A 21,490-nucleotide genomic window follows, 5' to 3' on the forward strand; every position below is an offset into this window, starting at 1 on the left:
TAAAATGTTAATTATAAGGCTCCGATATGTATCGGAGCCAATTTTTTTTAAAAGTTATTCGTTATTCTTTATCAACGTTTTTAAAGAATGCTGAACCAGTTGGATGAATACTAAAGTTTTTAACATTTGGAGCTGAAGCTGCCATTAGTTTTGCGTAAGAAATTGGAACCCATGGTGCTTCTTTAGCAAGCAAATCTTGAAGTTGTCCATAAATAGCATTTCTTTCTTCACCGTTAGGAGTTTGCTTACCTTTTAATAAAAGAGCATCTACTTCAGGATTTGAGTATCTAGCTGCATTTAAGCTTGAAGCAACTTCTTTACTGTCAAGTAATGACAAGAAATTATCTGCATCTCCATTATCGCCATTCCAACCGTAGAATACTATATCACCTTCGCCTTGTTTAGTCTTTTCTTTGTATTCAGTCCATTGATAAACATCAATTGTTGCAGTAACACCAACTTTACTTAAGTAGTTTTGAATTGCTTCTGCAAGTTTTTGACCTCCAACAGAATTGTAAGGTCTAGGATTTGAATAAGTAATCATTTTTATAGTAAGATTTTCTGCACCAAGTTCTGCAAGCATTGACTTAGCTTTTTCAGGATCATAATTATATGCAGCTACATTATCTTTGTATCCAGGTATGAAACTTGGAAGTTGAGTTTTTGCAGGATCTGCATATCCTTGGTAAAGGTACTGAACTAATTCGTCACGATTAATAGCATGTGATAAAGCTTCTCTAAGCTTTGGATTGTTAAATGGTGCTCTTTCACAGTTAAAACCGATGTAGTTTATATTCATTCCAGGTTGTGAGAATATAGTCATATTCTTTTCTTTTAATTTATCTACATCATTTGGATCTAAACCATCCATTGCATCAATTGATCCTGTCATAAGTTCACTAGCTCTTACTGAGTTTTCTTTAGTAATTTTAATTACTACTTTGTCTAACTTTGGTTTTTCACCCCAGTATTCATTGTTCTTTTCAATTGTAACTTTTTCTCCCTTTTCCCAAGATACAAATTTGAAGGGACCAGTTCCAACTGGATTTTCATTTAAGTTACCATTATACTTTTCAAGTGCAGTTGGACTTACAATTGGTGCTGCAAGTGTCATTGCAAGATTAGCTAAAAATGGAGTATTTGGAGCCTCAAGTGTGAATTTAACTGTGTTATCATCAATAGCTTCAACATTTTTAACTCCTGCATAAGTAAATGATGCATAAGGCATATCATCAGTTGCATTTGGAGGTAGTTGTCTTTGAACAGACTTAACTACTGCAGCTGCATTAAAGTCAGTGCCATCATGGAATTTAACTCCTTTTTTTAGATGGAATGTATATTCTTTGCCATCTGTGCTAATGTCCCAGCTCTCAGCTAAACATGGTTTAATATCTGTATTATTATCACCATATGCAACTAAGCCTTCATAAATATTACACATTACTTTAGCTGATTCACCATCATCAACAAAAGCAGGATCTAATCCTCTTGGATCTGCTCCTTGTGCAAATATAAATGTTTTACCAGCAGGGTTAGATGTGTTAGTTTGTCCACCACCACAGCCAACAAGTGCAGTTGTAGCAAGTAAACCTGCTAACAAACATGCTAAAATTCTTTTTTTCATAAAAGTAGCCCCCTTAAAAATTTTTTATATTACGTATTCTAATAAAAGGTCTACATTTAATAAGTGTTTATATACTAAATTTACATGCAGATTTTTTACTGAAATACATGTTTATAAAAAGATAAACAACTAAACTACAATAATTAAAAATAAATATTATAGAATGCTGTTCACCTTTGAATAGCTTAAATAATATTATCCTAAATTGATTTAGATAATATTAAAATGAATAAATTAACATATTTGAATTATAGCATATAAATAGCATATTGTATATTAAAAAAATATTATTTTATCATATTTATTAACACAATGATAAAGATTTGCTCTTAAAAATTAAGATTCAATAATTAACAATGAAACAGAAAATTGTTTTATTCGACAAAATATTAATATGATTTAGAATTGAAATATAAATTTTTATTGTTTCAAGTTATTTAATCTATAGATTAAATATAGGTAGCTCTTTTTTGTTTAAGAATTTGAATTTGTGGTATATACTATTATTAAAGCCTATTCAAAAAATAACAAGTCATTATGCGGAAAGGTAATTAAACATGGATAATAAACAGAAGATTTTTTATGCTTTAAAAAAATATTATGGTTTTGATACTTTAAGAAAAGGCCAATTTGAAATTATAAATAGCATTTTAAGTGGTGTAGACACTTTTTGTCTTATGCCAACAGGTGGTGGTAAGTCTGTTTGTTATCAGCTTCCAGCAATAATATTTCAAGGGATAACTATTGTAATATCACCGTTGATTTCACTTATGAAGGATCAAGTGGATAATCTAATAAGTATTGGAATTAAGGCGGCATATATTAATAGTACACAAAACATGGACATGATAAAAAATATATTGATTGAAGCTTCTATTGGAGAATATAAGATAATTTATATTTCCCCGGAAAGACTTGAATCTAAAATATTCAGAGATATGATTAAAGATCTTAATATTTCTCAAATTGCAATAGATGAAGCTCATTGTGTATCACAATGGGGCCATGATTTTAGAAAAAGTTATTTGGAAATTTCAAACTTTTATAAAATTCTTAGAAATAAGCCGATTATTTCAGCCTTTACGGCTACTGCAACTGAAGAAGTCAGAGAAGATTCAATAAAACTTTTACGTTTGAATAACCCATATATATATATAGGGGATATTAATAGAGAGAATCTAAATATTAATGTTCTAAGAGAAGTAGATAAGCTTGAAACACTTAAAGACATAATAAGAGATAATGAAAACTTGGCAGGAATAGTTTATTGTGCATCTAGAAAAGAAGTAGATAATCTTCATTATTATTTAAAAGACTTAGGATATAATGTGGGAAAATATCATGGTGGACTTAAAGACGAAGAAAAAGAACAATTTCAAGAAGATTTTCTATATGAGAATTTGGATATAATTATTGCAACTAATGCTTTTGGCATGGGAATAGATAAGTCTAATATTAAATTTATAGTGCATTTTACTCTCCCTCAAAATATAGAATCCTATTATCAAGAAATAGGCAGAGGGGGAAGAGATGGGGAACAGTGTAATTGTTATTTGTTTTATTGTGAAGCTGATATAAGAAGAGTGGAATATATAATAAACAAAAGTGCTTCAATGAATAGAAAAGAAATACAACTTAGAAAGTTTCAAGCTATGATTGATTATTGTAATTTAAAGGAATGCTATAGGAAATACATATTGAATTATTTTGGAAATAAACGTAAATTAAGTTACTGTAATAATTGTAGCAATTGTTTAAATGATGATGAATTAAAGGATTTTACAAGAGAGAGCCAAATGATTTTATCCACAGTTTTTAGAACTAAAGAACAATACGGGATTTCAGTTCTTGTGGATATCTTAAAGGGATTTAAAGGACCTAAGATAATACAAAATAATTTAGATAAAGTAACTACATATGGAATAATGAAGGAGTATGGCAATGGTTTTATAAAAGATTTAATTAAGAGCTTATTAAATGAAGGGTGTGTTGATTTAAAGGAAGGTACATACTCAATGCTAAAACTTAATCCAAGATCAATGAAAATATTAAAAAGTAAGGAAACAGTAGTGTTTAAGATTTTAGATAAGGAAGAACCAATTTTAGATAAAGAATTATTTGAAGCCTTAAAGAAGTGGAGAAAAGAAAAATCTTATAAAGAAAGAATAAAACCATATATAATATTTTCTGATACAAGCTTAATTGCTATATCAAATAGTAAACCTAAAACTTTAGATGAACTATTAGAAGTAAGAGGTGTTGGTACTAAGAAAATTGAGGCTTATGGAAAAGAATTATTAAATATAATACAAGTAGTTGGCGAAAAAGAAGTGCGAGGGTAAAGTGAAGTTATATATTAGAGTCTTTTTAATTGCCAAAATAAGTTCATGACAACAATTATTAAAATTGTTGTAAAATTTCTTTTAAGAAAATATCAAAGACGAAAATAAAGTATTTCATAAAAATTGCAATAGTTAATATTAAAGTGGTAAAATCCATTCCTTTTAGTTTATATTAAATAACGGTTTCAGTTTTGTTATTAACAAAATAATTAATATTTACTTGATTATAATGGATAATTATGCAAACAACCAAATGATATTATAATATGTGGAAATAAAATAGGTGATGAGATAGTAAAAAGATGTTGAAAGAATATAAAGATGATATGTATCATGATATTATAAAGAGTATGGTTGCTGTATTGGAAGCAAAAGACCTTTATACATCTGGTCATTCAATAAGAGTAGCAAATATGGTATATAATTTAGGAAAAGCTTTAGGAATTACAGAGAAGAAATTAAAAATTATATATATTGCAGGTGATTTCCATGATATTGGGAAAATCGGAGTGCCAGATAATGTTTTAAATAAACCAAGTAAATTAGAATTTGATGAATGGAAATAATTTGTAATTCTATAGATGCAATGAAAAGTGATAGAACATATAGAAAATGCATAAGTGATGAAATATGTAGAGATGAAATAAGTAAAAATCAAGGAGTAATGTATGATTCCCAAATAGCCGAATGTATGCTTGAAAATTGGGGGCAAATAGTAACAAAAATTTATAATTAAAATTGTAACTATATATAGTTTTTTCTATAGTATAGTTACAATTTTTTTGTATAATAATTTATTTGAACTTTTAAGATTTAATATAAAATCAATTTTATATTATGTGAATTTAAATTTAAAAATTAGGAATAAGTTAAATTGCCACCAACTAAAAAATTAGATATTTCTTCTCCATTAAGATAAACATCACCTATTATTCCATGGGTTCTATAAAATTCATTGCAGCTATGAAAATCTGATCCGGCTGTGTAAAGTAAATCTCTATCTTTAGCTATTTTTAAAAAGTACTCAGTATCTTCATCTTTATTGCTGAAGTATTTAGCTTCTAATCCATCAAAATTCATTTTTATAATATCATTAAAATCATCTCTATTTAAAAGCACGGGGTGAGCTAAAATAACTGTAGCCCCAAAGAACTTTAGAATTTCAATTCCTGTTTTTACATATAATTTATCTTTTTTATCATAAAAATTTATATGAGTTCCTAATAGGTGCCTAATAGTAGAGATCTTATGCGCTGCTACATTTTTTAGCACTTCAACAAGAAGCTCATTTTTATAGCTATCGTCTTTAAAATATCCTAAAACATGTACCCTAGTACTATTATATCTAGTAGATAGTTCAACACCTGGAATAACCTTAACTCCAACTTCTTTGCCAGCTAGGATAGCTTCATCTATACCACATGTATTATTGTGATCTGTTAAAGAAATAATGTCTACATTTTTCTTCTTAGATATCATAACGACTTCCCTAGAGGTATATGCACCATCTGAGCAAGTAGAGTGAATATGAAAATCACCTTTTTTATACATTACAGCTCCTATTTAAATGTTATCCACTTTTTAATATATGAGATTATATTTGAATTGTTAAATCACAAATTCACAAAATCAAAGAAAAATATAATTAAATTGAAAAAATATATTCAAAAGAAAAGCTATGTAAAGCTTGATAAAATGGGGGGGAAGGTGATATAGTACTGTAAATAGAAGGAATTCCATAGTTTTTTGGAGATAATCATAGCTAATTTTCGTTGCTAGAATTAGACAAACAAAGAAAAGGTTGAAAAATGTCGAATGTATATGTTAAGATTAGTGCATGGACAAACTTGTAATAAATTTGAATATATGAAAGGAAATTAATAAAACACAATTATATTGAATTTATTGGAATGTCTAAATAAGAATTAGAAAAGAGGAAAAACTAATGAATAAAGCTTCTTTAAAAAAGATAGTGAGTGCAGTTGTTGCAGCTGCAACAATTACTACTCTATCACCATTAGGAGTATCTGCACAGTGGAGACAAAACACTGATAGTACTTGGAATTACATAGAAGGAAATAAAATAGTGCAGGGCTGGGAAAATATTTCTGATATATGGTATTACTTTAATTCAAATGGAAAAATGAATATAGGTTGGATTTGTGATAATGGAAAATGGTACTATAATAATAATTCAGGTGCAATGGAAAAAGGTTGGGTTAATGATAATGAAACATGGTATTATCTCGACAATACAGGAGCAATGAAGACAGGTGCCATAAATATTGGTGGTAAAACATGTATCTTTAATAAATCAGGTGAGCTACTAACTGTTAATAATGCAAGCCAAACAACAGAAAATACGTCAGTAAATAATAACCAAGAAATAAGTGGACAAGATTCAGTGGTAACGATATCTACTAAATCAGATGAAAATAAAGAAATAACCAATATAGATAGTAAACAAAATTCAGATGGAACAACAGAAAATGATAGTTTTACTACAACAGATGTAAACGGATTATCTAAGCTACCACAAAACTATGACATAAGTGTACAAGCTACTGCTGAAAATAAAATTCTAGAATTAATGAATCAAAAAAGAACAGAAGCAGGATTACAACCATTAACTATGGATAATACTTTATTACAAGTATCACGATATAAGAGTAACCATATGATACAATATGATTATTTTGATCATACGAATCCAGATGGAACAAAATGGACTGACTGGCTTAAAACAATCGGTTATAAATATACTGCAACTGGAGAAAATATAGCATATAATACCTACGATGCAGTTGAATTATTCAACCAATGGTGGAATTCACCAGGACATAGAGCAAATATGATGAATAATTCTTATACTAAAGTCGGTGTAGGAGTACTTAATGGAAATGGCAAATATATGGGTACACAAGAATTTTCAAACTAATATTTAAAAATACAAGTAATATTAAATAAAAACTAAATTATATTATAAAAACAACTAAAAGCTACTAATTATTATAATTAGTAGCTTTTGTCTATTTATGATTTTTTTTGTGAATAATAATTTAAAAAACATTTCGAGAAAAAATTTACAAATATAATTCACAGGTATACAATAAATTCATACCTATGAATTATGGATATATAAACCAAATGTTATAAATTTGTATGATTTATAAATAAAACAATAACACTTTAATAATTAGATGTGAGGGATTAAATATGGATGAAATTGAAATGGCAATTATGAATATTATAATTAATGCTGGAGACTGCAAAAATCATGCGTACATGGCTCTTAATAATGTAAACGAAGGGAAATATGAAGAAGCGGATAAGGAATTAGAATTAGCAAATGATGCATTGGGAAAAGCTCATGATGGACAAACAATGTTTCTTCATAAAGAAGCAAGTGGTGAAAAGATAGATATGTCGGTTTTATTTGTACATGCACAAGATCATTTGATGACAGCAATAACAGAAAAGAATTTAATTGAACAAATAATTGAATTAAGAAAAATCATAAATACTTTGGTTAAATAAAATGTAAGTATTAAACTTATAATTAGGATAGATATATATCTAGAGCTAAATTAGAGAGCATTTATAAAAAATCAAATTTTATTATAAAAAAATTATTGTGAATTTAAGGAGGAATAAACTATGATAACAATTAGATTATTTTGCGCAGCAGGGATGTCAACAAGCCTTTTGGTTAGTAAAATGAAAGATGCAGCTAAAGCCAAAGGAATAGAAGTAGATATTCAGGCTTTCCCAGAAAGCCAAATGGACAACCACTTAGAGAATGTTAACGTTGCGTTATTAGGCCCACAAGTTGCATATACAATAGCAAAAGCAAAAAAAATATGTGGAGCAAAAGGAATTTCTAATTGGGATGTATTTTCCAAAATTAAAGGAAAGACTTTTGAAGGCACAAATGGTGATGTAGCGGTAGATCACTATCATAGATACAAAGAAGATATCAAATTAATGGCGGATATGGGATTGGAGTCATATAGATTTTCAATTTCATGGCCTAGGATAATTCCAGATGGTGATGGAGAGATAAACAAAAAAGGAATTGATTTTTATAACAGTGCGACTTAATAGATGAATGTTTAAAATATGGAATAGTACCTTTTGTTACACTGTATCATTGGGATATGCCTCAAAACTTAGAAGAAGATGGAGGCTGGACGAATAAAAGAACAGTCCATGCTTTCGTAAAGTATGCAAATGTATGTTTTAAAGCCTTTGGTGATAGAGTAAAACATTGGATTACCTTTAATGAAACCGTTGTATTTACAACGTTAGGATATTTATCAGGAGCACATCCACCAGGTATAAAAAACAATCCTAAGAAGTACTTCCAAGCAACTCACAATGTATTTACAGCTCATGCTAAAGCCGTGCAAAATTACAAGAAAATGAAACAATTCAGTGAAATAGGAATAACACATGTATTTTCACCAGCATTTAGCATAGATGACAATGAAGAAAATATAAAAGTAACAGAACATGCTAATCAATATGGTATCAATTGGTATTATGATCCAGTGCTAAAAGGAAATTATCCTGAATATGTGGTTAAACAATTAGAGGAAAATGGCTGGACGCCGGATTGGACTGAACAAGAACTAAACATAATAAAAGAATCAGCACAAAAAAATGATTTTATAGGTCTTAATTACTACCAACCACAAAGAGTAATGAAAAATGATGTTTTAAATGAGAGTCAAGAAAGAACTAGAGAGAATTCTACAGGGGCGCCAGGTAATCCTTCATTTGACGGAGTCTATAAAACGGTTATGATGGATGATAAAGTTTATACAAAATGGGGCTGGGAAATTGCTCCAGATGCATTTTTAGAAGGCTTGAGAATGTTAAAGAAAAGCTATGGTGATATAAAAATGTATATTACTGAAAATGGACTAGGAGATGAAGACCCTATTATTGAAGATGCAGTGGTAGATGTTCCAAGAATAAAATATATTGAAGCGCATTTAAAAGCAGCAAAAAGAGCTATTGAAGAAAATATAAATTTAAAAGGATATTATGCTTGGTCATCAATAGATTTGTTAAGCTGGTTAAATGCATATAAGAAACAATATGGATTTATATATGTTGACCACAAGAACAATTTAGATAGAAAAATAAAATTATCAGGATATTGGTACAAGAAGATAATAGAAGAAAGAGGAGAAAACCTTTAATTAAAAAAGCTAGTGTTAGTTATGGAATTTCTATGTGACTTAATGCATGTGTTAATGATGAAATCACATGGAAATCTGTAACTTTAAAGTAATGATTATAAATCTGATACATTTGTAATTATTACACTAAATATAATAACACATTAATTTATAAGGGGGAATTATATTATGTCATCATTCGAAACAACGTTAAATGAAAAAGTAATACCAGTCGTTATGAAATTTGTTAACTTAAAGGGTGTTATTGCCTTAAAGGACGGAATTTTATACACATTACCTTTAACAATGATAGGGTCATTATTCTTGTTACTTGCTCAAATACCTTACCAACCTTTAAATGATGCAATAGCTAATATATTTGGTGCAGGATGGACAGGATCCATTATGGAAAGCATTTGGAGCAACTTTTAATGTAATAGCATTAATTACAACAATAGGAATAGCATATATTTATGCTCAAAATGAAGGACATGAACCATTATCCGCAGGAGTAATATCTTTTGTGGTATTTTTGGTAACAACTACTTCTTCTGTAACAACTAAAAGCGGAGAAGTAGTAGGTGATGTTATACCAACAGCATGGACTGGCGGAAAAGGCATGGTTACAGCAATTATTATAGGATTAGTAGTCGGTGCAGTGTATTCATGGTTTATGAAGAGAAAAATTACAATAAAAATGTCAGCTGGTGTACCACAAGGAGTTGCAAATTCATTTGCAGCATTAATACCAGCAGCAGTTATAATTTTAGGTGCAACTGTACTTTATAGTATATTTAAATTTGGAATGCAAACAACATTTATTGAATGTATATATAAGATTCTTCAAACACCATTACAAGGAATGACAGATTCATTAGGTGGAGTTTTAGTTATGGGATTCTTGATTCCTTTCTTATGGTGGTTTGGTGTTCATGGTGCAACAATTGTAAGTGGTGTAATGTCAGGAATATTACAATCAAATACATTAGATAATGCAGCTATAGTTACAAGTGGAAAAGAATTAACAATAGCAAATGGAGCACATATAGTAACACAACAATTCTTAGATCAATTTATGACAGTAACAGGCTCAGGAATGACAATAGGACTTGTAATATGTATGCTATTCTTTGCAAAATCAGCACAATGTAAACAATTAGGTAAATTAGCTTTAGTACCAGGAATATTCAATATAAACGAACCAATTACATTTGGAACACCAATTGTAATGAACCCATTTATGGCAATACCATTTGTAGTTGCCCCAACATTATCAGGTATAATAACTTATTTTGCAATTGCAACAGGAATAGTACCACCATTTGGAGGAGTAATGGTTCCATGGACAACTCCAGCGCCAATTTAAGGACTTTTAACAGGTGGACCTAGAACAGCTATATTACAAATAGTAGTTTTAGCATTATCAATATTTATTTATCTTCCATTCTTTAAGAGACAAGATAATATAAACTTTAAGAATGAACAAGCAGCACAAAATGTACAAGAAACACAAAATGTACAAGCATAATAATTATTAATAAAAAATACAACTATTTAATAAAGATATAATTAGTTAAACCCAATATTTCTAAGTGTAATATGCTAAAGAAATATTGGGTTTGCTTATTAAAAAGCTATTAAATTAAAATTAATATGGCATTGGTTTTGATGATATGGAGTTTGTGTTTTATCAAAAGTAAAAAGTTATAAAATGTTATAAGTCAAAATACTTATTATGAGAGCTGATGCTTTGATAAAAACATTAAAGTTTGTTATATTAATATTAAAGTAGTCAAATATTGATGTGAGGTAACTATAAATATGGAGAAAAAATATGAAACAATTGTAAATATATTGGAAAAAGAAATATTAGAAGAAAAATATAATTATAACAAGAAACTTCCTACAGAAGAAGAGTTAATGAAAAAACTTAATGTTAGTAAAAATACTATAAGAAAAGCAATAGAAATATTGGTTAGTAAAGGTTATATTTATCGAGTCCAGGGGAGTGGAATATTTTTAAGAGAATTTTCAAAACTAGGTTGTGTAGATATGAAAGAAATGAATGGATTAACTAAGACATACCCTAGCGAAAAGTTAGAAAGTAAAGTTTTGAAATTTTCATTGATAGAGGCTGATGAAGAACTAGCAAGTAAGATGAAATGTAAAGTTAAGAATAAAGTATATTATGTCAAACGTGTAAGGTATTTAAATGGAGAACCAATTGAAATAGAAGAATCTTATTATAATAAAGATGTAGTTCCATATTTAAATGAAGAAATATGTAACAATTCTATATACAGTTATATTATAGATGATTTGAAATTAAAAATTGGATTTGCAGATAGGGTAATAAGTTGCGAAAAATTAAATGAAGAAGAGGCAGAACTTTTAAATTTAAACAAAAGTGACCCAACGTTAGTTTTAAATAACACTGTATTTTTAAGTAGTGGTATAGTGTTCGATGTATCTTTAGAAAAATACAATTATACTAAAATGAAAATAATAAGTTTAACTAGCAATAACTAATAATTAAAGTTTTTATTAATTAAATATAATATGATAAGAACTTTCTGAAAATGATTTTAAAGGAGTACTTATTATATTCAGAAGTAATTAAAAAAACAATTTACATATAAAAAATATAATATTATAAATTAGTGAATAATACGTAGAAAATTTAAAGTCTAAATAAGGCAAATATAGAAATAGAAATAAACAATTATGAAAACGGACACAAGAAATCAATTTGGAATAGTTAAATTTTATAATTATATAAACTTTGGTATAATATATATAATGGAAAATTTAATTAAAAGGATTTAGGAGATGATTTCAGATGATAAAGCTTATTGCATCAGATATGGATGGAACCTTGTTAAATGAAAAACATAAAATAGATAAAGAAACTGTAGTTGCTATAAAAAAAGCAGAAGAAGCAGGTATTGTATTTGCGATTTCAACAGGTAGAGAATATGAAACTGTTGAGTCACTTCTTAAGGAAAATAATATAAAATGTCAATGCGTTCTTATGAATGGTGCAGAGTATAGAGATGAAGATGGAAATATTTTAGAAGAAATAAATATAGAACAAAAAACTGCAACTGAAATTATACGTATACTACAACAAAAAAAAGTAACTGCAAGAATATTTACTAATAAAGGAATATATACTACTGATACTAAGGAAGAAGCATTAAAAGAAATGGTTTATAGAACTTTATCATTTGAGCCACAATTGACTCAAGAGGAAGCTATAGAAATAGCTAAGGTTCAACCATATTTTACTCAGCTTAAATTTATTTCCAATTTAGATGAATTCTTAAAAAGTGACATGGAAATTAGAAAATTTGTAGCTTTTCATAACGATACAGAACTTATAACTAAAATGAAAGAAATTATAGGGAAATTAGAAGGAATTGCTGTTTCATCTTCTTTTAGAGATAATATAGAGATTACACATATAACAGCACAAAAAGGAATTATACTTGCAAAGGTAGCTAAAAAAATGGGATTTAAAAGAGAAGAAGTATTGGTGCTTGGAGATAGCTTCAATGATTATTCTATGTTTACAGAATTTACAGAATCAGTTGCTATGGGAAATGCTATTCCAGAAATAAAAGAAATAGCAAAGTATATAACTGACACTAACGACAATTTAGGAGTTGCAAAAGCAATTTACAAAATCTTAGAAGAACAAAAATAAATAATAGGATATACATTTGTGTAAAAGATGAAACTCTAATAGTCATCTTGCACAAATATATATCCTATTTTATTAAGGAATTATTTTTTTTATTAAATGATATTTTAAGTCTTATAGTATAGAGAACTTATAAATTGTTTTATGTTTATATTCTTCTCCAACCCTAAGAATCGGAGATTCAAAATTACTACAATTTATAGAATTAGGGAAGTACTGAGTTTCAAGACAAAAGCCATTTCTAATGTTATAAATGGCTTTATTTTTACAAATATCAGATCCATCAAGAAAGTTTCCGCTATAAAATTGAATACCAGGGGTAGTTGTATAAACATCCATTACTATACCTGTATTTTCGTCAATTGCTTGAGCTGCTTTCAATTTATCAGAACCATTAGTATTTAATACCCAATTATGGTCATATCCTTTTCCGAAAATAATTTGATCATAGTCACTATTTATATTTTTTCCAATAGGAGTTAATGTTCTGAAATCCATAGGAGTACCATTTACTTCCTTAATTTCTCCAGTAGGGATTGAATATTTATCATTTACAGTAAATTTGTCTGCATTAATCATTAATTTATGATTAAGAACATCACCAGAAGAATGACCTGACAAATTAAAATAAGCATGATTTGTAAGATTTACAATTGTATCTTTATCAGTAGTTGCGAAGTAACTTATTTCCAAGGCGTTATCTTCAGTAAGCACATAAGTGACTTTAATATTAAGATTTCCAGGGTATCCTTCTTCACCATGTGGACTAAAATAAGAAAGTTCTAATGTATTAGGTGAACTTTCGATTATTTTTGCATCCCATACTACTTTATCAAAACCTTGTGTTCCACCATGAAGATGATTTTCACCATCATTTTGTACTAAGTTATATTCTTGACCGTTAAGAGTAAACTTACCATACTGAATTCTATTGCCAAAACGTCCTATTAAAGCTCCGAAAAATTTATCTCCTTTTAAATAGCCTTCTAAATTATCATATCCAAGTATTACATCATGAAATTTACCATTTTTATCAGCAACAATTGATGAAACAATTGCACCACCATAAGTACAAATTCCTGTTTCCATTCCGTTAGAATTTTTTAATGTATAAATATAGACCTCTTTTCCATTAGACATTGTACCAAAAAGTTTTTTTTCTATTGCCATTATATGAACACCTCCAAATTTAATAAGACGCATGAATCAATAGACAAACTTACTAGTCTATTATTTTTATAAATACGTCTAAAACAATCATTTGTTTTAGCATACATTTACATAGGATAAACATTATTGTATACGTATGCACAAACATATTATAATACAAGAAATTTGTACAAGCAATTATTTTAGTCATATGATAATATTTCATAAAAGTTAGATTATAAAAAGGAAAAGATATTAAGCATAGAATGTTTTCTAAGATGAACTATTATTTTAATGAATATTTTGCAATTTCTGTTTCTATGAGTTGGGTTTGAGAAACTAATTCTTCGGTAGATGCAGCTAATTCTTCTGCCGTTGCTGAGTTCATTTGAACTACTTGGGAAATTTGCTCAACTCCGGCAGTTACTTGACTTATAGCTTCAGTCTGATTTTCAGATGCTATAGTTATTTCTTTTACTAAAGTTGCTGTATCCTCGACATTTTTTACTATAATATCTAATGAAGCTGCTGTTTCTTTAGCTAAATTTTCTCCGTTAGTTACAGCAGACAAAGAATTTCCTATAATTATTGTAGTATTTTTTACTGCGGTACCAGATTGTTCAGCAAGATTTCTAACTTCATCGGCAACTACTGCAAAACCTTTGCCAGCTTCACCAGCTCTAGCAGCTTCTATAGCTGCATTTAATGCTAAAAGATTTGTTTGAGAAGCTATGTCTTCTATTGTACTTATAATGACAGCAATTTGTTTTGAAGAAATAGTTATTTCTTTCATAGAATCCATTAATTTTTGCATTTTATTATTACCATCCACAACAATTTGTTTAGTATTGTTTGAAAATTCATTAGCTTTCTCAGCATTTTCAGTATTTTTTTTAACTTGATCTAGTATTTCAGTAAAACTTGCTAAAAGTTCTTCTACAGAGCCAGCTTGATCTGAAGAACCCTCAGAGAGCATTTGAGTAGTCAAAGATATCTGCTCTGAACCATTAGAAATTGAAGAAATTGATTGATGCATATTAAGGAAAATAGTATTTAAGGAATCAATAATATTTTCAAGTGAATTTTGTATAGGAGTAAAATCACCTATGTATTCTATTGATTTATTTAAGTGTATATCTAAGTGACCGCTTGCTAATTTCTCTAAAGTAGTAGTTATATCATTAATATAAGAAACTAACATGTTTATAGAATTGGTCAAATCATTTGACATCTCACCCATTTCATCTTTTGAATTATATTTAGAATCTATCTTAAGATTTCCGGAAGATAGGTTTTTTGCTATATATTTAATATGGCGGATGCCTTCAAGCAATACGTCTTCTAACAATTTACTTAATAAGAGTGATATTGCTATTAAAATAATCGTAATAAGAATAATAAGTACAAGGGATATATTTTTATATATGTTCGAGCTATTAACAAAAGATTTGGCACTTTCTTGGGATACTTCAAAAAGCTTAAGTATAGAATCTTGAGCAGTTTTAATTTGGGAAGAATAAGTATCTTGACTTACTTTAAGTACTGATGGATTGACAGGTGATTTAAGTAAATTACGTAATTTTTCTCTTTTCTCTTCAGAATTTTTTACATTTGATAAAAATTCATTTAATAATGATGGGTTTTCTTTAAATGTTTCTTTTAGAATTTCTATATTATCTGTAAGAGCTATAGATTCAGTATCAGCTTGTTCTAAATATACCATTCTGATTTCTAAATCCGTCTCAGCAATAGCTCTATACATATTCATCTTTATTGTCTGTAGGTTAACTCTAATATCAGATATATTTTGAGAAACTTTATATGGTCCATCATATAATGAATTTGTTCTTGAAGATATAAAGAGTAAAACACAGATTACAACTATCATGAGAAAAAGTGTTAATCCAAGTATAGATGAAAATGTTCTTTTTAATTTAGTGTGTATGGAATAATTTCTCATCAGTTCTTTTAATTTATTATACATATTTAACTCTACTCCTTTAACAATTAAGTGATTTAGATAAACAATCCATTTTTTCTATTGAAATTATGAACACATCCCAATTTAATGAAAAAATCATTTATTTCGTTAAGTATACATTTACATAAGCTAGATTGATGGGGATGTATGCACAAGTATATTATAGTATATTAGTATTGTGCATACAACTATTTATAATAAATTTCCAAAATATATTGAAATAATATAAATATATATCTAATATAGATATTATTAGGTAAAGTAAAAAAATAGAAATAATAAAATGTTTGCTATATAGTTAGGTAATACAGAAAAATGGAGGTTTCTTATGTGGAAATTAGTTATTGCTGATGATGAACCGAAAATTAGAAGAGGAATTGAAAATATATTAAACTGGAATGAATTTAATATTGATATAGTAGGAGAGGCTGAAGATGGGGAACTTGCATTGGAGATAATTCAAGAAAAAACTCCCGATATTATTCTATTAGATATAAATATGCCATTTTTAAACGGACTAAACCTTTTACAAAGATTAAAAGAGATTAATAATAAGAGTATTGTAATTATAATAAGTGGGTATGATGATTTTTCATATGCACAAAAGGCTTTGAAATTTAATGTATTTGATTATATTTTAAAACCTGTAAATAAAAAGAGTATGGAAGAGATAATAACGAAAGCAATTTATAAACTTAATGAAATTGAAAGAGAAAACAATTACTTACAATGGATAAATAAACAAGTGACTGAAAATATAGATGCATTAAAAAAGACTTTTTTTAGTGAATGGCTAAATAACAAATTAAGTGATGATGAAGTATTAAGAGAAATGGAATTTTTCAATATTGATTTCGGAAAGAACATAGGCATTATAGTTATAAAAATTGTAGATAAATTAAATATTGAAATAATAGATAAGAAATGGAATACAGAATTATTAGAATTTGCAATTGCTAATTTACTAAATGATAAGTTTAAGGAATCAAATGTAAAATTTATTTTTGCTGATGATAAGAAAAATGTTATATTAGTGAGTAAAATAGATGATATGCTTGAGTGGATTACTCTTGGGAATCAATTGGAAGTAGAAATATCTAAATATTTAAAGTGTAATGTAATAATTGAACAAGCAAATGTATCAAGTGGAATTTTAAAGATAAAAGATGTTTACTTAACAATAAAAAATAATGTAAATGAAAAAAAGAAATGTAGTCCAATGGCATTATTGACAATTAAATATATAGAAGAAAATTATTATTCAAATGAGTTAAATATAAATGATGTTTCAGATAAATTGGAAGTAACATCTTCGTATTTAAGTAAGTTATTAAAGAAAGAAACAGGCTTATCATTTATTGAGTATTTAACCAATATAAGAATAAAAAAAGCTATGTATATTATGGAGGATCCTACAATTAAGATTTATGATGTTGCTGAATTAGTGGGGTATAGTAATCAACATTATTTCTGTAGAGCTTTTAAACGAGTTGTTGGTTTTTCTCCTACAGAATATAAGAGAGGGAAGTAAGATGAAGATTAAAAATAATATAGTATATATAATTGGAATCATTACAATTTTATCAATGACTGTAGCAATTTATTTCTATAAGACAAGCTCTAATGAAAACGATATATTCATAATTGGAATGTCTCAATCTAATCTTTATGAGCCGTGGAGAATTGTTATGAATAAGGAAGTAGAAGAAGAAGCAAAAAAGCATAGTAATGTAAAGGTAATTTATAAAGATGCAGGCGGAGATGTGGAAAAACAAAAAAAAGATATACAGGATTTAATTAATTTTGGATCAGATTTGTTAATAGTATCAATAAACGATTCTAAACAATTAACGGGAATAGTAAAAAAGGCATATGAATCCATACCAGTTATAATACTAGATAGGGCAGTGGAAGGATATGATTATACATTATATATAGGTTCAGATACTAAATCTATAGGAGTGCAAGCTGGTGAATTAGTAGCAGAATTAGCAGGAAACAATAATGCAAAGGTTATAGAAGTACAAGGAATGCTTAATTCAAGTTCAGATGAAGAAATAACGAGTGAATTTAAAGATTCAATTAGTAAGTATAGAAACATTACTATTGATAGAACTATTGTAGCAAATTGGCAAAAAAATGAAGCACAAGATAAAATAGAAGCAATATTAAAAGAAGATACTGATATAGATATAATATTTGCTCATAGTGATTATATGGCGTTAGGTGCATATTATGCTAAATTAGTAACAAAATCTAACAATGTTAAAATAATAGGAATTGATGGGCTTGAAGGTCGTGACGGTGGAAGAGAATTGGTTAGGAATGGTATACTGCAAGGAACTTTTACTTGTGAAACAGGCGGAAAAGAAGCCGTAGAGTATGCTCTTAAAATACTAAATAAAAAAGAGGAAATTCCTAAAAAAGTAATATTGGAATGTAATAAGATTACTAAAGAAAGTTTGAATAACTAGAATAAAATATATATTTATGTAAATTATAGTAATATTAACAAAAAGTGTACAAAAGTGCTGATTAGTACAAATACAATTTAGGATTGAGGTTATATAATGAATATATGAAAACGAAATCATAAATGTAGGGGGAATTAATTATGAAATTAAAAAAAATGGTTGCATTAATGGCAAGCACAATTTTATGTGTAGGTATGCTTGCAGGGTGTGGGAGTTCAACCACAGCAACTTCAAGTTCAGCAGGATCAACAGCAAGTGGTAGCTCATCAGCTAAAAAGGTAATAGGATTTGCACAAGTTGGTGCAGAAAGTGGTTGGAGAACGGCAGAAACTGATTCTATAAAAACAATTCCAACTTTGGATCCTAATTTTGACTTAAAGTTCTCTGATGGTCAACAAAAGCAAGAAAATCAAATAAAAGCAATAAGATCATTTATTGCACAAAAGGTAGATATAATAGCGTTAGATCCAGTTGTTGAAACAGGATGGGATACAGTTTTAAAAGAAGCTAAGGATGCTAAAATCCCAGTAGTAATTGTTGATAGAAAAGTAACAGTTTCAGATGAATCACTTTACAAAGCTTTCTTAGGTTCAGACATGGTTGAAGAAGGTAAAAAAGCAGCTCAAGTAATAATAGATCAGTTTGGTAAAGATGCTACACTTAACATAGCAGAACTTCAAGGAACTGTTGGATCAACTGCTATGGTTGGAAGACAACAAGGATTTAATGATGCAATAAAAGATTGTCCTAACTATAAAATTATAAAATCACAAACTGGTGATTTTACTCGTGCAAAAGGTAAAGAAGTTATGGAAGCTTTCTTAAAATCAGATGGAGACAAGATAAATGTATTATGGGCTCATAATGATGATATGGCAGTTGGAGCTGTTCAAGCCATAGAAGAATACGGCAAAAAACCAGGAAAAGATATATTTATAGTTTCAGTTGATGGTATTAAAGATATGTTCGAATTAATGGCTGCTGGTAAATCAAATGCAATCATTGAATGTAATCCATTGCTTGGACCTCAATTATTAGAAGTTTCTAAAGATATATTAGATGGTAAAGAAGTAGAGAAATCTATAAAGTCTAAAGAAAGCCAATTCTTACAAAAAGATGCCGCTGCTGAATTACCTAATAGAAAATACTAGACTTATTAATATAACTAACAAAAAATAAAGGGAACTCTTTTGTTCCGGTTACTGAGAATTAGGTTGTGGGAAAATGAAATTCGATTTACTTTGTTCACTTAGTAATTTTGAATAATCAAATGTGAAATTTGGATTCTCACTTAACATCATAAGTTGCACTATTTATGCTTACTTCTGAGGTAAGTTCAGGACAAACATAAATGGAAAAACTTCTAATGAAGAAATGCCTACAGCCAAATTCTCAGATGTAATACTGCACAAAAGAATACCCTTTATTTCCAGTTGTGGATATGCATTTAAAACATAAGCACAATTTTAGAAGATAGTAGTACGTACATATAAAATAAGAGGAGGGATATAAATGGGCGATTCTAATATAGTTTTAGAAATGAAAGGTATAAGTAAAACTTTTCCGGGGGTTAGAGCTCTTTCAAATGTTGATTTTACTCTTGAGAAGGGAGAAATCCATGCGCTTATGGGAGAAAACGGAGCTGGAAAATCAACTTTAATAAAGGTACTTACAGGTGTTTATGAGATAAATGAAGGAACAATTATACTTAGAGGAAAAGAAATAAAAATTTCATGTACACAAGAAGCTCAAAGCTATGGAATAAGTACTGTTTATCAAGAAGTTAATTTATGTTCCAATTTAACAGTTGCTGAAAATATATATATTGGTCGTGAGCCTATAAAAAATGGAAGCATTGATTGGAAAAAAATAAATGAGAATGCAACAAAATTACTACAAGAGAGGTTGAATTTAAAAATAGATGTAAAAAAAGCATTAAATAATTATTCAGTAGCAGTACAACAAATGGTAGCAATTGCACGTGCTGTAGATATTTCAAAAGGGATATTAATTCTTGATGAACCAACATCTAGCTTAGATGATAATGAAGTTAAACAATTATTTAAAATTATGAGAAAATTTAGAGAAGAAGGAATGTCAATAATATTCGTTACTCACTTTTTAGAACAAGTATATGAAGTTTCAGATAAGATTACAGTCCTTAGAAATGGAGAATTAGTTGGAACATATGATGCTGACAAACTTTCTAAAATTGATTTGGTTTCTAAAATGATAGGTAAAGATTATGGTGAAATAGAAAAGAGTACAAGAATAAAGAAAGAAAGCAATGATATAAAAAGAGGAAATTTAATAACAATAAATAATTTTGGTAGAGTTGGAACAATAAATTCATTTAATATGGAGATTAAAAAAGGAGAAATTCTTGGCTTTGCAGGACTTCTTGGATCAGGTAGAAGTGAATGTGCAAGAGCAATATTTGGGATAGATAAATCAACTAGTGGAAATATAACGATAAATGGAAAGAAGTATTCATATATATATCCTCAAAAAGCAATTGAAGAGGGACTTGGATTTTGTCCAGAAGATAGAAAAGTGGAGGGAATAGTTGGAGATTTAACAATAAGAGAGAATATAATATTAGCCTTACAAGCAAACAAGGGTATATTTAAATATTTATCAATGAAAAAACAACAAGAAATAGCACAAAAATATATAGATTTACTTAAAATTAAAACTCCTAGTATGGAACAAAAAATAAGTAATTTAAGTGGTGGTAATCAACAAAAAGTAATTTTAGCTAGATGGCTTGCAACAGAGCCAAAGATTTTGATTTTAGATGAACCAACAAGAGGAATAGATATTGGAGCAAAGGGAGAAATAATGGAATTAATATTAGCATTAGCTAAGCAAGGTATGACAATTTTATTTATTTCTTCAGAACTTTCAGAAGTTGTTAAGTGCTGTGATAGAGTAATAGTACTCAGAGATAGAAATATTATAGGGGAATTAGCTGGAGATGAAATTGAAGAATCGAACATAATGAAGACTATAGCAGGAGGTGCAAATTAAT

At 28.4% G+C, this 21,490-nt stretch carries 13 protein-coding genes and 3 pseudogenes; 12 read left to right on the forward strand and 4 right to left on the reverse strand.

What is annotated here, in order from left to right; translation table 11 throughout:
• Positions 1 to 61 precede the first annotated feature (61 nt).
• A complete protein-coding gene (locus DIC82_07255) occupies positions 62 to 1,624 on the reverse strand; it encodes an ABC transporter substrate-binding protein (GenBank protein AWK50824.1) in 1,563 nt (520 codons plus the stop codon).
• Positions 1,625 to 2,181: 557 nt separating this feature from the next.
• On the opposite strand from DIC82_07255, the gene recQ reads away from it, so the two are divergent.
• Complete coding sequence (gene recQ / locus DIC82_07260; GenBank protein ID AWK50825.1) at positions 2,182 to 3,966, forward strand: DNA helicase RecQ; 1,785 nt, start codon at positions 2,182 to 2,184, stop codon at positions 3,964 to 3,966.
• A 302-nt stretch (positions 3,967 to 4,268) separates the two neighbouring features.
• A pseudogene (locus DIC82_07265) lies at positions 4,269 to 4,702 on the forward strand (phosphohydrolase).
• A 122-nt stretch (positions 4,703 to 4,824) separates the two neighbouring features.
• Here DIC82_07265 and DIC82_07270 read toward each other — a convergent pair.
• The gene (locus DIC82_07270; protein ID AWK50826.1) at positions 4,825 to 5,517 is read right to left on the reverse strand and encodes a PHP domain-containing protein; all 693 of its coding nucleotides are present in this window, start codon (positions 5,515 to 5,517) and stop codon (positions 4,825 to 4,827) included.
• A 394-nt stretch (positions 5,518 to 5,911) separates the two neighbouring features.
• Here DIC82_07270 and DIC82_07275 point away from each other — a divergent pair, with 394 nt between their 5' ends.
• The 6 genes and pseudogenes from DIC82_07275 to DIC82_07300 all read left to right on the forward strand — a co-directional run bounded on the left by DIC82_07275 (position 5,912) and on the right by DIC82_07300 (position 12,858).
• Positions 5,912 to 6,904 carry a serine protease gene (locus DIC82_07275; protein AWK50827.1) on the forward strand — a complete coding sequence of 331 codons (993 nt, stop codon included), beginning with the start codon at positions 5,912 to 5,914 and terminating at the stop codon, positions 6,902 to 6,904.
• A 278-nt stretch (positions 6,905 to 7,182) separates the two neighbouring features.
• Positions 7,183 to 7,503, forward strand: a complete 321-nt coding sequence (locus DIC82_07280; GenBank protein AWK50828.1) for a PTS lactose/cellobiose transporter subunit IIA — start codon at positions 7,183 to 7,185, stop codon at positions 7,501 to 7,503.
• Between the two features lie 120 nt (positions 7,504 to 7,623).
• Positions 7,624 to 9,173, forward strand: a pseudogene (locus DIC82_07285) (aryl-phospho-beta-D-glucosidase).
• Between the two features lie 168 nt (positions 9,174 to 9,341).
• Positions 9,342 to 10,680: pseudogene (locus tag DIC82_07290) on the forward strand (PTS cellobiose transporter subunit IIC).
• 293 nt (positions 10,681 to 10,973) lie between these two features.
• Positions 10,974 to 11,681, forward strand: a complete 708-nt coding sequence (locus DIC82_07295) for a GntR family transcriptional regulator (protein AWK50829.1) — start codon at positions 10,974 to 10,976, stop codon at positions 11,679 to 11,681.
• Positions 11,682 to 11,991: 310 nt separating this feature from the next.
• Complete coding sequence (locus DIC82_07300; protein AWK50830.1) at positions 11,992 to 12,858, forward strand: Cof-type HAD-IIB family hydrolase; 867 nt, start codon at positions 11,992 to 11,994, stop codon at positions 12,856 to 12,858.
• Positions 12,859 to 12,969: 111 nt separating this feature from the next.
• Here DIC82_07300 and DIC82_07305 read toward each other — a convergent pair whose 3' ends face one another.
• Together DIC82_07305 and DIC82_07310 are read right to left on the reverse strand one after the other, a co-directional pair.
• Complete coding sequence (locus DIC82_07305) at positions 12,970 to 14,025, reverse strand: galactose-1-epimerase (protein AWK50831.1); 1,056 nt, start codon at positions 14,023 to 14,025, stop codon at positions 12,970 to 12,972.
• A 265-nt stretch (positions 14,026 to 14,290) separates the two neighbouring features.
• Positions 14,291 to 15,988, reverse strand: a complete 1,698-nt coding sequence (locus DIC82_07310) for a methyl-accepting chemotaxis protein (GenBank protein AWK50832.1) — start codon at positions 15,986 to 15,988, stop codon at positions 14,291 to 14,293.
• 325 nt (positions 15,989 to 16,313) lie between these two features.
• Here DIC82_07310 and DIC82_07315 point away from each other — a divergent pair, with 325 nt between their 5' ends.
• From DIC82_07315 to DIC82_07330, 4 genes are all read left to right on the forward strand, one after another.
• A complete protein-coding gene (locus DIC82_07315; protein ID AWK50833.1) occupies positions 16,314 to 17,516 on the forward strand; it encodes a DNA-binding response regulator in 1,203 nt (400 codons plus the stop codon).
• A 1-nt stretch (position 17,517) separates the two neighbouring features.
• Complete coding sequence (locus DIC82_07320; protein AWK50834.1) at positions 17,518 to 18,459, forward strand: LacI family transcriptional regulator; 942 nt, start codon at positions 17,518 to 17,520, stop codon at positions 18,457 to 18,459.
• Between the two features lie 140 nt (positions 18,460 to 18,599).
• Positions 18,600 to 19,610 (forward strand): LacI family transcriptional regulator, encoded by a 1,011-nt coding sequence (locus DIC82_07325; GenBank protein ID AWK50835.1) that lies wholly within the window; start codon positions 18,600 to 18,602, stop codon positions 19,608 to 19,610.
• A 361-nt stretch (positions 19,611 to 19,971) separates the two neighbouring features.
• Positions 19,972 to 21,489, forward strand: coding sequence for a sugar ABC transporter ATP-binding protein (locus tag DIC82_07330; GenBank protein ID AWK50836.1), 1,518 nt, complete (start codon positions 19,972 to 19,974; stop codon positions 21,487 to 21,489).
• Position 21,490: the final 1 nt, after the last annotated feature.

The organism is Clostridium beijerinckii (genome assembly GCA_003129525.1).
Taxonomy (GTDB): Bacteria; Bacillota; Clostridia; order Clostridiales; family Clostridiaceae; genus Clostridium; species Clostridium beijerinckii_D.

Excerpts from the sequence above, each read along its gene's own strand:
- DIC82_07255 (AWK50824.1), bottom strand. The coding sequence starts at position 1,624 with ATGAAAAAAAGAATTTTAGCATGTTTGTTAGCAGGTTTACTTGCTACA.
- recQ (AWK50825.1), top strand. The coding sequence starts at position 2,182 with ATGGATAATAAACAGAAGATTTTTTATGCTTTAAAAAAATATTATGGT.
- DIC82_07270 (AWK50826.1), bottom strand. The coding sequence starts at position 5,517 with ATGTATAAAAAAGGTGATTTTCATATTCACTCTACTTGCTCAGATGGT.
- DIC82_07275 (AWK50827.1), top strand. The coding sequence starts at position 5,912 with ATGAATAAAGCTTCTTTAAAAAAGATAGTGAGTGCAGTTGTTGCAGCT.
- DIC82_07280 (AWK50828.1), top strand. The coding sequence starts at position 7,183 with ATGGATGAAATTGAAATGGCAATTATGAATATTATAATTAATGCTGGA.
- DIC82_07295 (AWK50829.1), top strand. The coding sequence starts at position 10,974 with ATGGAGAAAAAATATGAAACAATTGTAAATATATTGGAAAAAGAAATA.
- DIC82_07300 (AWK50830.1), top strand. The coding sequence starts at position 11,992 with ATGATAAAGCTTATTGCATCAGATATGGATGGAACCTTGTTAAATGAA.
- DIC82_07305 (AWK50831.1), bottom strand. The coding sequence starts at position 14,025 with ATGGCAATAGAAAAAAAACTTTTTGGTACAATGTCTAATGGAAAAGAG.
- DIC82_07310 (AWK50832.1), bottom strand. The coding sequence starts at position 15,988 with ATGTATAATAAATTAAAAGAACTGATGAGAAATTATTCCATACACACT.
- DIC82_07315 (AWK50833.1), top strand. The coding sequence starts at position 16,314 with ATGTGGAAATTAGTTATTGCTGATGATGAACCGAAAATTAGAAGAGGA.
- DIC82_07320 (AWK50834.1), top strand. The coding sequence starts at position 17,518 with ATGAAGATTAAAAATAATATAGTATATATAATTGGAATCATTACAATT.
- DIC82_07325 (AWK50835.1), top strand. The coding sequence starts at position 18,600 with ATGAAATTAAAAAAAATGGTTGCATTAATGGCAAGCACAATTTTATGT.
- DIC82_07330 (AWK50836.1), top strand. The coding sequence starts at position 19,972 with ATGGGCGATTCTAATATAGTTTTAGAAATGAAAGGTATAAGTAAAACT.